The organism is Pseudoalteromonas fuliginea, assembly GCF_000690055.1.
In the GTDB taxonomy this organism is placed as follows: domain Bacteria; phylum Pseudomonadota; class Gammaproteobacteria; order Enterobacterales; family Alteromonadaceae; genus Pseudoalteromonas; species Pseudoalteromonas fuliginea.
The window spans coordinates 74987-91062 of record NZ_JJNZ01000037.1; the positions used below are offsets into that span (position 1 = coordinate 74987).

The window sequence follows — 16076 nt, forward strand, 5'->3', positions numbered from 1 at the left end:
TGGGTGGCGCCTTCGGCTTAACCAACCTACCTTTTGACGTAGGTCGGATAAGTGGCGAAGCCACGCCATCCGACACAGTAAAATACCTTGCCAATTATTATCAATATTTTATGTTGTCGACTGGCTGGAGAGTGCCATAAGCGGACTGTCGTAACCTTAGACTCTTGATAAGTGGCAATTATTCTCTAAGAGCACTTCTCTCAATATATGCTCTGAATTCTTCTTCAGTCATTTTATTATGGCGTCCATCATAAGTTCCTGAAACTTGGTTGTAATACGATCTTGTACTAAAAATCACAAAGCACCCTTCAAAATATCTACAAACTAGATGTGCTTCTTCAGGTAACTCTTCACCTTGAAATTCATTATAATCCCAATGATGCCTTTCTATGTATTTTGACGGCTCTATTTCAACTAATTCTTCGTATGGAAATATGTATGAGTCTCGATCGTAAATCCCTGTTTTATTGATGCTTTTAGCTTCTAAACGAAAATAATTCCACTGGGGATCTACACCAAAAGATTCGTATGTTAATTTTTTTGGCGCTAAAATATCAAACATTTTCTGAGCAATTTTGAGTGCTATTAGTCCTGACTCATTAGCCAAACTAGCGCCAACAAAGGTATTTCCACCTCCACCGGGCAAAAACATGTGATTTAAACTAGGAACATGTCCTATCTCATTAAGAATAGTTACAATATCATCAGGATTAGTCCAAGTTACAGAGTTTGGGGAACCTGCTGGAAATAGCTTATTTTGTAGGTCAAACCATTCTGCTAAATTTTGTATATGAAAGTCATCGTTGGTCTTAATCCAATCTTGTAATTTCTGAACAACCACATCCATCTTTGGGCGATTTTCAGCTGTATGATCAGTACATTCAGCTAATAGGTCATTTAAGGTTTTTGTATAAAGACCTTTACAAGAATTATTTATGCTTATTGAGGAAAACACATTGTACTGCCCATCAAAGCATTTCATATCTCCTTTAATTGCAATCCATAGTGTTTTAGCAAATGAGTAGACATCAGCATATTCACCATTAGCTTCATGAGCGTGCCTGCGCATCTCGGGTGCCATAGTAAATTTTGGCCCAACGTCAGATCCTTTTTCGGTCACATCATCTCTATTAGGGTATTTAACTAACCCAAAGTCAGCTAAATACAACCTGCCATTCAAGAATAAAATATTTGCAGGTTTTATATCTCGATGGTAAAAACCCCGAGAGTGAAGCTCTTTCAAAGTAATTGCTATTTTAAGCATTTCTTTAACTGTTGCTAAAACCTCTTTACCTTCTCTCCATTCTGAAAATCGAGAAGCGATAGGCATTACAAACCAAGGAACTGTTTTAGTCGTGTCTTCAGGTAATCCATATTCTTTTATAGGGATTACACCATCTATATCTTGATTCTTTTCTATCGCATGAATTTCAGCTTTAAATCTAATATATATAGACTCTCTTATATTTTTTAAAAGCTTAATAGCTCCTATTTCACCATCATTACTAGAAGCCCAAACTTCTCCATTGCCACCTTTACCTAATCTTCTCTCCAGCTTCCATCCACCAATATTTTGATTTGGTTTATAGTTATTTCGTTTAGCCATGTAATCCTTCTGCGTATAAAGATGAAAACTTCGTTTGCCACCCAACGCCCTGTTATATTTCTTCTTCTACTTCAGCCCTATATTTTTTCACTTCTTCTTCATGAAATTTTCTAACATCGTCTTCGCAGCGATGACAAGCAAAGTATTGAATTCTCTGAACATCTCCAGTGACAAAACTGACACAGTTTTCACAGTTTAGTGCAGTCCAGCCACGATCCTCACATTCAACACAAATCCACATCCCTTCCAAGTTAAGTACCGTTGGTTCTTCAAGCTGACAGTTATGGCAGTAAGCTAATGGTTCAGCTCCATCGTCATATCGAGCTTCAGGGTCTTGTTCTTGATATATTTCAGTATATTTCTCTAGAGCATATTCAGAAGTTAACTCTGTCTGGCACTCAGTACACTTATGATCTTTAACCATAAAGTACTTAACTTCTTTATTGCAGTCTAAGCATGGTATTGACGTTTGGATTGCCTTTAACTTTAGATCTTTTACATCACAGACTAGGCACTCTATATCTTCTCCACCCCAGCTATGTGATTTAAGTAGTTTAGCTGACTCTAATCTGCATGATGTGCATTCGACGATGCGATTTCCTTTTTTCTTTTCTATCTCAATATCATCTTTAATTAAGTCAAATTTCGCCTTGAGGAACTCATGGTTTAATTTAACTTTGACATGTATTTTTTCTATCGAATCTTGATAACCTTCAAATATTTCTGACCAATTATTAGTCAGCAGTTCATGTAAATGAAACCATGATGCCCAATGTTCAATTACCACTTCAGTTTCTTTACCTGCAAACCCAGTGTGAGCAAAATGTACGATCTGATTTCGGTGTTCTCCCAAGGCTTTAAAATTATCCATAGCCTCTTTTTTAATCTTGTCACCACAGATATTTTTCAAACGAGTGTGAGCTTGCTCTAAGTAAACTGAATGGAAGTCACCACTTTCGAATTTTTGTTTAACTGCTGATTCAGGTTTAGAAATGATAAGTGACCAGTGCTCTTTCATTAATCTAGCTTTAAAAAACAGCTCTATTGCAGTATACAGATCAATAAGAGAACTTTTGGGAGACGTAGACAGATTACTAACTGAAGAGTTAAGAAAAAGAATACCATTATTGACTACAGCGTCAAACCAACCATCAACATCATTTTTGTTTTGTTTAATATAGTTCGCCATTGATTCATCCTTAAGAAATATAACGCTGCGTTATGTTTACTGCTAACCGCAACGTTGCTCACAAGAAGGACACTTGAAACGCCCGAAAGTAGCAAAATGACCAGTCACTGGGCTTAATCTTATTTTTTGTTTTTTAGAGTCGTAACACCCCGAACAAAAAGGACCATCGTCAGAATCTGTATAATAAGCAAACTCTTTAAAAATCAAATCTGATTGTGATTCACCTCTAGAATGCTTAAGTTTAGTAAGTTCAGATTTTAATTCGGCATTCTCTTCGGTAACTTGAGCTAATGCTAATTTCGTATCTGACATTTCTATGCTTAAATCTGCTAAGACATTTTTAAACTCAGCATCTTCGATGTTTTTACTTATTTCACGTAATCGTTGAGCTAAAGTAATAGCGTTATTTATGGATGTTATAACAGAATGCATGAGACTCTCCTTGTTTAACAGCTTGTTATGTGTTTTTTATATCGATATCATCTAGTATAAGTGGCATATCTTCTTTGTGTTTACAAACAGCTTGTTCACCAGTTATATCATTATCAGCAGTCCATAAACCACCACCTTCATCATAATAAATTTTCCAATTCTTGTACTGTGTTTTAACTATATTCATAAATGATTATTCCAGTTATTAATTAATAATATAAAATTTCAAAGTGTATCTAAACTTATTCCGCATAACTACTATGAAACACATAACAGCTTATTGAGCAGCATTTTGGTGGTTTATAGCACACCAAAACGGCGTGTATTACATACCCTGATAATTTCACCAATAATTACCTTTGTAAACGAGTAATTAGAATAGCTAAAAGTTAAGCATGTTATTTTGCCCCAAAACGGTGATTAATAATGTTGTTGGAAAAAACTAGACTCCTACTCAAAAAATCGGGAATTAATTTAATTTTTTCAATGACCGGTTATCGCTCAAACTAGACCATTCTAATTGACTTAACCAGCTCAATAAACATATTTACTAATTGAAATATAATGGCAAACACACCCTGCAATAACAAATAAGTGCCAAATTGCGTGGCTAAATTGGGTGCTTTTAGCGCTGTAAAATAATGTACCTAAACTATAAAAAATACCGCCGGCAAGTAGCCAGTAAAGTGCTTTTACATCAACACTTGAATAAAGCGGATATACAATAGCCAGTGCAAACCAACCCATGAGTAAGTAGGTGGCGAGTGATATTTTTTTATTGCCGTTTTTTACAAATACTTTGTACGCAACGCCCGCCAGTGCGACAGTCCAAATAAATGTAAGTGTTGCCCATGACCAAGCACCGGTTAATGAGATTAATAAAAAGGGAGTGTAGGTGCCGGCAATTAATAAGTATATGGCGCAGTGATCGCACTTTTTATAAAAGGCTCTTAAGCGCGGTTGAATACTGGCGTGGTACAAAGTGGATGACAAAAACAGCACAAATAAGCTGCTGCCATAAATTGCAGTACTAATATAAGCGTTAGTGCTGGTGGCTTGGCTAAATAAATCCCACATAACAAATGCGGCAAATACAATACCAAGTGCATGACTAATTACGTTTAGTTGTTCTTCTTTTTTAGAATAGGGCGCTTCTAACGACATGACAGATCCTACCACTATTTGAATGAATTTTAGTGTACAAGTGTACGCTGAGTTTTTCAATATTATAATTTTTATATAAATATAATAATTTATTATTTTTCATAAAGTTGAAACATCAATTTAACCAATGCGTAATTAATAAGACGTAAAAAAGTCGTAATAGTTCGTTAGATTACCGGTAATTCCTAAAAACAATTAACCGGACGAACAGTGAAAAACATGAAAAATAAATTAACAACACGGCCTTTTCTTAAACTTACTAAATTGTCTGTGGCGATGATTTGCGTTACATCAACAAATAGTTTTGCAGATCAAACCATAAATAAAGAACTTGATGAAATAGTGGTTGTTGCTCAAAAGCGTGCGCAATCAATACAAGATGTGCCTGTAACAATAAGTGCCTACGATGGCGACTTTTTAGAAAGCTTAGGTATTGGCGAACTCGACACTTTATCTGAAATAACACCGGGGCTTGTTATTCAAGAGCAAAGCCCTAACAACCCAGGCTTTGTAATTCGTGGTATTACGTCTGATAGTGGGTCGTCTCAATCATCCCCTCGTGTGTCTATTTATTATAACGGAGCAGATGTATCACGCTCTCGTGGCTCATACTTTGAGCTTTTTGATGTAGAAGGGATTGAAGTTGTTAAGGGACCACAAGCGACACTGTTTGGAACAGCAGCTTCTGTAGGTGCTATTAGTGTAGCAACACGTAAACCACAAAAAGATTTTTCGGCTCAATTAAAAGCATCCGTTGGTAATTACTCGGCCAAAGGTGTTAGTGGTTTTGTAACGGGTGGTAATGATTTAATGCAAGGGCGAGTTGCTTTTACTTATCGTGAACGTGATGGGTTTATAAAAAATATTGCAGGAGATAGTAACTCCCAAAATCCGGCTGGGTTTAAGCAAGATGATATGCATGCTATTGAGCGTTTTTCTTATCGTCCGTCTTTACGTATTACACCTAATGACGATGTAACGATTGATTTGGTGTATACGTATGAAAAAAATGATGACTCGGGTACATCTTTTAAAAATGGGCTTTATGCACCAACCGGTGGTGATACAAGTCCATATAGTTTTGTTGAAATGCCAGGTAGTCCGTATGCAGAGTCTGTGTTTGGAAAAAAAGACTTAGGTGTAGAGCGCACAGTTAACGATTTAAATTTGACTGTAAATTGGGATGTAAGTAACGATTTAACAATCACCTCAATTACTGCAGGGCGTAATTTTGACTCTTTAGAAGTGTTTGATGCTGATGGTACGCAGGCATGGTTTTTAGAATTTGCAGAAGCTGCTGAGGGCGATCAATTTAGCCAAGAATTACGCGCTGTTTATACGCAGAATAAGTTTACTAGTATTTTTGGTGTGAGTTACTTTGAAGAAGATGGTAGCCAGCGTATTCCATTTAGTACAGAGGAGTCTATATTCTTAAATTGCTTAGGTGTATTGGGTACAGGTGTTCCTTGTATTAATAATGATGGTAGCGTTAATATTTTAACGCCAGCATTAACAGGTGGTGCAATAAACGAGTTGCCATATTCATTAGAGTTTACAAACTATGGTGAAAACAAAGCGTACTCAGCGTTTGCTGATGTAACTTATGCTGCAACTGAGGCACTGGAGTTAACAGCGGGTCTTCGTTATATAAAAGAAGAAAAGCGCAGTGGTTATAGCTCTGCTGCACCCAATAGTGTTTTAACTCAAGCGCCATTGTTTACGGTTGATACGAATGGTGAAACATTCTATGGCGATGCTGATTATGATGATTGGCTGCCACGTTTTAATGCGCTTTATATAATAAACCCTACTACAAATATGTATGCGACTGTTTCAAAAGGTCGTCGTTCGGAAGTACTTGAAGTAAGTTCGGCTAACGATGAACAAGGGAGTGTCGAAGCTTCTATATCAGAAGTCCCAGCGGAAATTATTTGGAACTACGAAACCGGTATTAAAGGCAAAGCGCTTGACGGGCGTTTAGATTACTCTGTCGCTGTATTTTATCAAGATTACTCTAACTTTCAGGTTACGTTACAGGATGATGAAGGCGTTGCGTTTTCTGCAGATGCGGGCTCTGCCACTAATGTTGGCGCAGAGGCTGAAGTAAGGGCGTTAATTAATAATGAGTTTGAGGTATTTGCCAATACGGCTTACCTTGATGCTGAAATAGATGATGACAGTAATAACGGTAACCTCGCTGGCAATAAATTTAGATTACAACCAGAGTGGACATTTAGTACGGGGCTGTTTTATTCAACAGAATTGTCAAACTCACTTAATTTAACGAGCTCTTTGATATATAGCTACCGCTCTGAAGTGTTTTTTGAGCCAGCAAATGCGCCAATATCAGGCTTAGATATTAGCCAACCAGCGCTTGGATTAGTCAGTGCGCGCTTAGGTATCGCAAATGGTGATGACTGGGCTGTTAGTGTATTTGCTAGTAACTTATTAGATAAAGAGTATTTAGTTGATGCTGGTAATACTGGAGGAGGATTTGGCAACCCAACATTTGTTGCAGGAGCACCTCGCTTTGTTGGTATTGAGTTAACTCTCGGGTTTGGCGGACAATAATACATTTAACTACTTGATATTTTAATTGAGCCACTGCAAAGTGGCTTTTTTATGTGACCACTTTAAAAAGTGTAATTTCTATATTGGATAAATATGAAACCAGATCTTAAAGCTGCTTTACTTACCGCCATTGTTTATCCTGGAGCGGGGCATTTTTCTTTAAAAAAACACCTTATAGGCGCTATTTTTGCGGGTGTTTTTTCTGTTCTTTTAATTTTAACCCTTCAAGATATATTTGCGATTGCACAGTGTACTGCAAATGAAATTGTACACGGAAAAATCCCCATGTCGGTTACGGCTATTTTAAAAGCCGCGCAACAACCATCTAACGCCTGCGCTCAGCTCGCTGAATATAAGTACGTACCTTTAATGATTGTTATTTGGATATTGAGTATTGCAGATGCCTATCGTTTAGGACGTAAGGTGTTGCCCAATATAATTGACTAAAATGTATGCAAGGTGGTGTTTCTTAATCGATGGCTACCTATTTACTCTACTTAAACATTTTATTTTTACCTAATGTAAAAAAAGTGTAAAAAACAATATATCCCAGACAAAATCTTCGAACTTCGTTAAACATGCCTTTTATTCTCCTTTTCCTAATTCACGGCAGTGCTTCGTGAATTTTTTTGTTCAGTTAATGTTAATAATAAGTTGGTACTTTTAACTTACGTAAAATATAATGGGCAATTACTTTGTATTGCTTTTGCGGTTTTACTTTATTACATCAGCGAAATGACGACTGATAACTTCAATTTAAGGAAATATTATGGATAACAGTTTAATTAATCACAACAAAAGGAACTTTAAAGTGACGAGCTTATCGTTAGCTTTATTATTAGGTTGTTCAACAATGGCTAATGCCGCTGTTGAGAAATTAACGGTTAGTGGTAATCAAATTCTTGCTGGTGGTGAAAATACGAGCTTTGCAGGTACCAGCTTATTCTGGAGTAACACGGGGTGGGGGGCTGAAAAATTTTATACCGCAGAAACAGTAGCACGTGCTAAGTCTGAATTTAATGCAACATTGATTCGCGCGGCAATAGGCCATGGGTCAAGTGCTGGTGGTAGCTTAAATTATGACTGGGATGGCAATATGAGCCGTCTTGATACTGTTGTAAATGCTGCTATTGCTGAGGATATGTACGTTATTATTGACTTTCATAGCCATGAAGCACATACAGATCAGGCAACTGCCGTTCGATTTTTTGAAGACGTAGCTACAAAGTATGGGCAATACGATAATGTTATTTATGAGATTTATAACGAGCCGTTACAAATTTCATGGGCTAACGATATTAAGCCTTACGCCGAAACTGTAATTGATAAAATTAGAGCAATCGATCCTGATAATTTAATTGTGGTTGGTACACCAACATGGTCTCAAGACGTTGATGTGGCATCACAAGATCCGATAGATCGCGCCAATATTGCTTACACTCTGCACTTTTATGCTGGCACGCACGGACAATCATATCGAAATAAAGCGCAAACAGCACTCGACAACGGTATTGCATTGTTTGCTACAGAGTGGGGGACAGTTAATGCTGATGGCAATGGTGGTGTTAATGCTAATGAAACAGATGCATGGATGGCATTTTTTAAAAGAAACAATATTAGTCACGCTAACTGGTCTATTAATGATAAAAACGAAGGGGCTTCGTTATTCACCCCTGGCGGCAGTTGGAATTCATTAACCGCTTCAGGCACTAAAGTTAAAGAGATCATTCAAGGTTGGGGTGGCAGTACCGTTGCTTTAGACTCTGATGGCGATGGTATAAGTGACAGCCTTGATCAGTGTGATAATACTCCTGCAGATACAGTGGTTGATAGTATTGGTTGTGCGGTAACTGATGCCGATGCTGATGGTATTAGCGATAGTGTTGATCAATGTCCAAATACACCTGCAGGGGAAACTGTTAATGATGTGGGTTGTGCTGTTGAAGTAGTTGAACCACAAAGTGATGCGGATAATGATGGAGTGAATGATGATATTGATCAGTGCCCAGATACACCCGCAGGTACAAATGTTGATGCAAATGGATGTAGTGTTGTGAGTTCAACCGATTGTAATGGTATTAATACATACCCTAATTGGGTGAAAAAGGATTATTCGGCCGGTCCATTTACACACAATAACACCGACGACAAAATACAATATCAAGGCAATGCATACAGTGCAAATTGGTATACAAACAGCCTTCCAGGAAGTGATGCTTCGTGGACGCTTCTTTATAGTTGTAATTAAGCGCGTTTAATAAAATAAACGAGAAGGTAAATAATGTGTTTACCTTCTCTTTTTATACAAAATGTTAGCCTTTATAGACACTTTGGTGTTGAGCAGCAATGTTGTAGCTTGGAGAGCTTATGTTATCTACATAGCGCCAATCGGTTGTGATTTGCTCTTTAGTGATTGTAAGCAACATATAGCCACGGTGTGATAAGTCACAATAGTTTAAGTCGTTTATTAACAATGAAAGCGAGTCAGCCATCTGCTTTGCTTGTGCTGTATTAAGCGCTAAATAATGCTCCATACCCGGGGATGTAACACCAGGTGTTGCAAATTCTACTCCCACACTTTCGCCTTTTGCATTTTTTAATGTGCCATGCCACGCATTGTGCGTATCACCTGCAACCACTACTAACTTTTTATTTAATGCGGTAACGCTTTTGTATAATGCTTCGCGCTCGCTTGGGTAACCATCCCACGCATCTAAATTATAAGGCATTAAAGTATTTACGCGTGCGAGTTGCGCGGGTGTTACCGCTTTATTAGCTAACACGGCTTTTTTAATGGCAACAAGCTCTTTTAATACCAGCGGGATTTTAGTGCGATCGGATTGCGAGAATATTTCAGTAGGCAGCCACATTTTGCTCATGAGTACTTGCTGCCCTAATACTTGCCACTTTGCATTTGACTGAGTTATTGCACTCGTGAGCCAGTTTAGTTGTGTTTTACCTAGTAACTGCCTTTTTGGATTATTTAAATCACTGACAAAGCGCGCAATATCCATTTGCTTGGTCTCGGAGTTTTTGTAATCGCTGTAGGCGAGTTGTTTATCGCGTGCTATTACGCGAGTATCTAGCATGTGTAAGCTTATTAAATTACCAAAATCAAACGTGCGATATATTTGCGGGCTTTGTTCGCCCATAGGCGGTCTAATTGGCAGCCATTCGTAATAAGCTTGAATAGCCGCTGCACGACGTTTAAAAAAATCACCTTCGTTAGTGTTGTGATTTTCCGCGCCATTTTTGTATGTATCATTAGCAACTTCGTGGTCATCCCATATTGCAATAAAAGGCGCTGCTGCGTGAAGTGCTTGTAGGCCTTTGTCTGTTCTGTAAATTGCATAGCGTTTGCGGTAGTCGCTTAAAGTAATAATTTCACCGCTGTTATCGGCGGCTAATTGGCGGCCAATTTTTTCAGCATTTTCAGTGGCGTATCCACCCATTGGGTATTCGTAAATGTAATCTCCTAAATGCAGTACTACATCTAAATCCTTTTGCTTGGCGGCATCAGTGTAGGCATTGAAGTACCCAGCAGGGTAGTTTGAGCACGACACAACAGCCATTTTTATTTGTTCAACATTACTTATTGGCAGTGTTTTAGCTCGGCCTATAGGGCTTTGTGTTTGCAAACCCATAAAACGGTAAAAGTATTCGGTATTTGGTGCAAGATCTTGCACGTCTATTTTTATAGTAAAGTCGCGGCTTTTATCTGTTTGTTCGTAACCGCTGCGTAATATATTTTTAAAATCAGGATCACTTGCCAGCTCCCATGAAACAGTCGCAATGGAAGATGGTTGAGAGGTTGTGGCTCGCGTCCAAATTATTAAAGCATTACTGAGCGGATCACCACTGGCAACACCATGCTTAAACTCAATTGCTGATAATGGTCTGTCAGCTAGTGTTTGAGCGCAGCCTGTTATAGCGCTGGAAATAGCAACGGTAAATACACTGGCTACTGATGTTTTTAAAAAACCACGACGAGATAAGATAGACATACTGCACTTTTCAATTATTTATAGTAATGGAACTTTAACGTTTAGATATGACGTTTTTATAAACGCTAAATGTATTTACTGTGACTTTTATTAACGTGGGTAAATAGATCTTAATTATTAACCAAATATTGGTCAAAAAATAAAATTAAGTGGTTAGATTAATAGAGTGTGAATTTTTGAAATTAATTAAATTTATAAAAACCTATTTAATTACAATACTTTAATTTTTATTTTCATGTTGGCACAACCCTTGATTATATAACTTCGTCTAATCAAACAATATACAAACAAGGAATACCATTATGAAACATTCAATTAAAATCGCTATGGCAAGTTTATTAGTATTAGGTTCTGCGCAAGTACACGCAACAGAAGTGGACCTAGATGTTACTGATATATTAGCTCAAAGTGTAACAAGCTACGTTAAGCAAACAACATTCGAACTTGAAAAGTCATTAAAAGAAACGCTTTATTTTGATGCTAAAACTGTTTTAGTTGGAATATTAGATGAGGCTGTTTTAACCGAGAATACTGCGTCTAAAAATACTGACGCGAGTGTTAAAAACGTTAAATAAACCATTTAAAGGATTAAAACGATGAGCAGTGAATTTGGGTTATTTGCTTTAATGTTAGCGCCAGTAGCCAGTATGATAAGTGCATATTACTCAGTCCAAGTACTAAAAAGCATGGGGAGCTGGTTTAATATTTAACCAATGGTGGAGTAGGTAATTAATTCGATTCATGCAAAGCTGATCGACTTAGCAAAAGCGCACGTAAGTAAAGGCAGAGTGTTTGAAATAAGTAGACTTTATGAAACGTGCGATTTTTCCATTACCCATTTTTATGTTACCTGAAGGTTATACGCGATTACGCATATTTGAGCCTCGCTATTTAAATATGGTTAAAAACGCATTAAAAAATAATACAGGGTTTGTGCTTTGTACATTCGAGCATGACACGCCTTTTAATATAAGTGCGCAAGGTTGTCTTGTTGATATTATCGATTTTGATCAAGACGATAACGATGTATTATTAATTGATGTATATGCATCTAAAAACGTGCAAATTAATGATGCTTACCAAGACGAAGACGAACTGCGACATGGGCTGGTATCGCCTTGTAAGACGCCTTATTGGTACAAGGACATTAACAACCCAATTGGCAAACATTACCTATTACATGATGCGCTTTTAAACGTCTTTGAAAGTAATCCGGAACTTAGTTTACTGTACAAAAAAACTCATTTTGACAAGTTGCCTTGGATTGCAGCACGTTGGCTTGAGCTCCTGCCTATTTCTATCGAGAAAAAACAGCAACTTGCGTTTGAAACGAACTTTGATAACTTACTGAATTTCCTCCATACTGTGATTAATAACGAATTTGCCTAAATTTTATGATCCTAAATTAATTATTGCCCGTATTACTTAATACAAAAGCAATAACGGGATAAATTATTATGGTAAGTCAACAACAGTCACCACGTTGTGAACCTAATACAGGTAAGTACACTGCCATGCCAGAAACGCCGAGTAAAGAGCTCATGCAAGCGCTTATAGACGTTGCGCAATCACGCGACAAAAAAGCGTTTTCCTATTTATTTGAATATTTTGCGCCAAAAATTAAACGCTTTGGAATTAAGCAGTTTGGTGTTGAAGCTCAAGCAATGGAGCTTGTTCAAGAGACGTTAACGTCTGTTTGGCGTAAAGCACATTTGTATCACAGTGATAAAGGTGCAGCGACTACGTGGGTTTATACCGTTATGCGTAATGCTTCATTCGATATGCTTCGCAAAATGAAAAGTAACAAAGAAGAAAACATCAGCGAAGATATTTGGCCGTTATTAAACGAATCACAAGATACACATCACGAATACAGTGATCATTTAGAAGACAAGCAAATTAAACGCTATTTAGACAAGCTACCAATCGCTCAACGTGAAGTGGTAAGAGGCGTTTATTTTCAAGATATGTCGCAAGAGCAACTTGCACATCAACTTAACATTCCAGTAGGCACGGTAAAATCACGGTTACGTTTGGCCTTGCAAAAATTACGTAATGAAATGGGAGATCAGCATGATTAAACATCACCCGAGTGAAACTTTACTGACACAGTATTGCGATGCATCACTTGCTACATCACTGAGTTTAGCCGTTTCTATACATGTAGATATGTGCCCTGTGTGCCAAGCTAAAGTCGCTAAAATCGAAGCAAGTAATGCAGACGCGTTATTTAGTGAAGAGCCAGTCCAATTTGAGACAGTTCAAACTGAGCAATCTGAGTCATTTGAAGACTTTGAATTGAATGTTCTTGATATGATCACATCTGATGATTCTATCGACGAAGTTTATGAGGTAGAGCCTGTTTCTATTAAAGTAAATGAACATAACTACCAGCTTCCACGTGCTTTAACGCGTATTTCTCATAGTAAATTTACACAAGTTGGTAAGTTAGCGCGATCTCGAGTTTCGCTTGATGATGGTGCGCTACGTTCTAGCCTGTTACACATTGATGCGGGTGGTGAAATACCAGAGCATACGCATACTGGATTTGAAGTTACTTTACTCCTAGATGGTGAGTTTAGTGACGAAGATGGTAGTTACGTACCAGGCGACTTTATATGGCAAGATGGTAGTCATCAGCATACACCTTTAACGAAAGACGGGTGTTTGTGCTTTACAGTTGTCAGTAGTGCGCTACATTTTAATAAGGGCTTCAGCAAGTTACTAAATCCAATAGGTAATTTGATTTACTAAGAGAATATATGCACACAGATATAATAAAAATAGGTATAAGCGCCTGCTTAGCAGGCGAAAAAGTTAGATTTGATACGGGTCATAAAAAATCAAATTTTTGTATGGATGAGCTAGGTAAACACGTTGAATACACACGGTTTTGTCCGGAAGTAGCTGTTGGTTTACCGATACCTCGCCCAACTATTCGCCAAGTTAAAGTGGGCGATACTATTAAAGTATGTCGCCCAGATGGCACTGGCGAAGTAGGTCAACAACTTACCGAATATGGTAAAAAAGTTGCAACAGAACAAGCTAAAGAGTTGAGTGGATTTGTATTTTGCGCGAAAAGTCCAAGTTGCGGTATGGAACGCATTAAAATATACAATGAAGCAGGCACGGGTAATACCTCAGAAGGCGTTGGTTTTTTTGCTGAGCAAATAATGAAGCACAACCCATTATTGCCATGTGAAGAAAACGGGCGTTTAAACGATATGCATTTACGTGAAAACTTTGTAATGAGAATTTACGTATTTAAAAACTGGCAAAAGTTAGTACAAGAGCCGCTTACGGTTCACAAGCTTACTCAATTTCACTCTCAGTATAAGTATTTATTGATGGCTCACAATTATCAAGCTTATCGTGATTTGGGTAACCTGCTCGGAACGTTTGTAGGTGACGATATAAATGCAGTTGCTGATGAGTATATTTTAGGTTTGATGACAGGTCTTAAAAAGCCAGCTTCTCGCAGAAATAATTGCAACACGCTAATGCACTTACAAGGTTACTTTAAAACTGATTTATCGAAGGTTGAAAAACAAGAACTTCGTGATGCGATAGATGAATACCGCGAAGGATTGGTACCATTGTATGTACCACTTACCTTGTTAAAACATCATTTGAAAGTTCATCCGAATGAGTACCTCGAAAAACAAGTGTTTTTTAACCCATACCCTCACGATTTAAAACTACGATTTGGTATTTAATGGATACATTATTTTGGTTTAGGCGCGATTTGCGCCTTTTTTCTAACGAAGCGTTAATTCAAGCGCTAAACAATGGCGCTAAACACGCCATTTTTTTTGTGTCTGAAAAGCAGTGGCAACAACACCAAACAGCGCCTATTCAGATTGACTTACTCAAGCGCCGAGTTACTTATCTTCAATCCCAACTTGCTGATTACGGTATTACTTTACATATTATTGAAGCGCCTAGCTTTTGTGATTGTACGCGCGAGCTCATTAACTTTTGTAAAGCAAACGATGTAAAACACGTAATTGCTAATACAGAATATGAGCTTAATGAAGTAAACCGCGATAAAGCAATTTTGTATGAATGCGATGAGCGTTCAATTACTTTTACTTTGTACGAAGGTGATTTAATTGCGCCTGCAGGCTCAGTTAAAAATCAAAGTAATGAAATGTATAAAGTGTTTACTCCATTTAAACGTGCATGGTTAAAGCAGTATCAAGATACACACTTTAGTTTGCCACAATGGCCTTTAACTTCTGACCCTATTGAGTTTGACGAGAGTGATTTACTAAAAAATGATGGGTGCTCAGATAAGTGGCCGGTTGACGACGAAACACTCTCTACCGTAGTTGATAATTTTATATGCGACAAACTTACAAGTTACGACGACCAGCGTGATATTCCCAGTGTAAAAGGCACATCGGGTTTAAGCCCGTATTTAGCACTAGGTATTGTAAGCACAAAGCAACTGCTTATTAATATTCAGCAACGTTATCCTGATATTTTAACTACATCAAAAAGTAAAACGTTTACGTGGATTAACGAGCTTGTTTGGCGCGAATTTTACAGGCATTTAATTGCTGAATTTCCGAAGCTTTCACGTGGCGATAACTTTAACGAAAAGTATAACGCTGTAGTGTGGCGTAAAAGCGAAAATGAATTTACAGCATGGTGTGAAGGGCGTACAGGTTACCCGTTAGTGGATGCTGCAATGCTACAACTAAAGCAAACCGGTTGGATGCATAATCGTTTACGAATGGTTGTTGCGAGCTTTTTAACTAAGCATTTATTAATAGACTGGCGCGAAGGTGAGCGCTTTTTTATGCAGCACCTAATTGATGGCGATTTAGCCTCTAATAATGGTGGTTGGCAGTGGGCTGCAAGTACGGGCTGTGATGCTCAGCCTTACTTTAGAGTTTTTAACCCTATCAGACAAAGCGAGCGCTTTGATCCAACGGGCAAGTTTATCCGTAAGTATTTGCCAGAGCTTGAAAACGTGCCAGATAAACACATTCATTTTCCACACACTTATTTAGCCGCAACAGGCAAAGATAAGGAATGTTACTGGCCAGCAATAGTTGATCATAAAGCGGCACGAGAACGTGCACTTGCTGCATTTAAGGTGTGA

Annotated in this window: 15 protein-coding genes; 9 read left to right on the plus strand and 6 right to left on the minus strand. The window is 37.9% G+C overall.

The features are described 5' to 3' along the window. Nucleotides 1–178: 178 nt before the first annotated feature. The 5 genes from DC53_RS08750 to trhA form a co-directional block, all read right to left on the minus strand. A complete protein-coding gene (locus tag DC53_RS08750) occupies nt 179–1606 on the minus strand; it encodes a serine/threonine protein kinase (protein ID WP_033030180.1) in 1428 nt (475 codons plus the stop codon). A 52-nt stretch (nt 1607–1658) separates the two neighbouring features. Then, nucleotides 1659–2795, minus strand: a complete 1137-nt coding sequence (locus DC53_RS08745; RefSeq protein ID WP_045984393.1) for a hypothetical protein — start codon at nt 2793–2795, stop codon at nt 1659–1661. Nucleotides 2796–2837: 42 nt separating this feature from the next. Then, entirely contained in the window at nt 2838–3227 is a 390-nt protein-coding gene (locus DC53_RS08740) for a hypothetical protein (RefSeq protein ID WP_033030182.1), read from the minus strand. 25 nt (nt 3228–3252) lie between these two features. After that, nucleotides 3253–3414, minus strand: coding sequence for a hypothetical protein (locus DC53_RS22165; protein WP_157847569.1), 162 nt, complete (start codon nt 3412–3414; stop codon nt 3253–3255). Between the two features lie 347 nt (nt 3415–3761). After that, nucleotides 3762–4391, minus strand: a complete 630-nt coding sequence (trhA, locus tag DC53_RS08735; RefSeq protein WP_033030183.1) for a PAQR family membrane homeostasis protein TrhA — start codon at nt 4389–4391, stop codon at nt 3762–3764. Nucleotides 4392–4610: 219 nt separating this feature from the next. Here trhA and DC53_RS08730 point away from each other — a divergent pair, with 219 nt between their 5' ends. The 3 genes from DC53_RS08730 to DC53_RS08720 all read left to right on the plus strand — a co-directional run bounded on the left by DC53_RS08730 (nt 4611) and on the right by DC53_RS08720 (nt 9210). Continuing rightward, nucleotides 4611–6962 carry a TonB-dependent receptor gene (locus DC53_RS08730; RefSeq protein ID WP_033030185.1) on the plus strand — a complete coding sequence of 784 codons (2352 nt, stop codon included), beginning with the start codon at nt 4611–4613 and terminating at the stop codon, nt 6960–6962. A 93-nt stretch (nt 6963–7055) separates the two neighbouring features. Then, the gene (locus DC53_RS08725; RefSeq protein WP_033030187.1) at nt 7056–7409 is read left to right on the plus strand and encodes a hypothetical protein; all 354 of its coding nucleotides are present in this window, start codon (nt 7056–7058) and stop codon (nt 7407–7409) included. Nucleotides 7410–7731: 322 nt separating this feature from the next. After that, nucleotides 7732–9210, plus strand: a complete 1479-nt coding sequence (locus DC53_RS08720; RefSeq protein ID WP_033030188.1) for a cellulase family glycosylhydrolase — start codon at nt 7732–7734, stop codon at nt 9208–9210. Between the two features lie 64 nt (nt 9211–9274). Here DC53_RS08720 and DC53_RS08715 read toward each other — a convergent pair whose 3' ends face one another. Beyond that, entirely contained in the window at nt 9275–10966 is a 1692-nt protein-coding gene (locus DC53_RS08715) for an alkaline phosphatase D family protein (RefSeq protein ID WP_033030191.1), read from the minus strand. Between the two features lie 302 nt (nt 10967–11268). On the opposite strand from DC53_RS08715, the gene DC53_RS08710 reads away from it, so the two are divergent. The 6 genes from DC53_RS08710 to phrB all read left to right on the plus strand — a co-directional run bounded on the left by DC53_RS08710 (nt 11269) and on the right by phrB (nt 16076). Further along, complete coding sequence (locus DC53_RS08710; RefSeq protein WP_007376333.1) at nt 11269–11541, plus strand: hypothetical protein; 273 nt, start codon at nt 11269–11271, stop codon at nt 11539–11541. Between the two features lie 235 nt (nt 11542–11776). Next, nucleotides 11777–12355, plus strand: a complete 579-nt coding sequence (locus DC53_RS08705) for an LON peptidase substrate-binding domain-containing protein (protein WP_033030193.1) — start codon at nt 11777–11779, stop codon at nt 12353–12355. A 68-nt stretch (nt 12356–12423) separates the two neighbouring features. Beyond that, complete coding sequence (locus DC53_RS08700; RefSeq protein ID WP_002962457.1) at nt 12424–13047, plus strand: sigma-70 family RNA polymerase sigma factor; 624 nt, start codon at nt 12424–12426, stop codon at nt 13045–13047. Beyond that, nucleotides 13040–13720 (plus strand): ChrR family anti-sigma-E factor, encoded by a 681-nt coding sequence (locus tag DC53_RS08695; protein ID WP_033030195.1) that lies wholly within the window; start codon nt 13040–13042, stop codon nt 13718–13720. Before DC53_RS08700 ends, DC53_RS08695 begins: the two co-directional genes overlap by 8 nt. An 8-nt stretch (nt 13721–13728) precedes the next feature. Continuing rightward, entirely contained in the window at nt 13729–14682 is a 954-nt protein-coding gene (locus tag DC53_RS08690) for a YbgA family protein (protein ID WP_007376329.1), read from the plus strand. After that, on the plus strand, nt 14682–16076 hold the full coding sequence (gene phrB / locus DC53_RS08685) for a deoxyribodipyrimidine photo-lyase (protein WP_033030197.1): 1395 nt from the start codon (nt 14682–14684) through the stop codon (nt 16074–16076). The genes DC53_RS08690 and phrB overlap by 1 nt, the downstream gene beginning before the upstream one ends.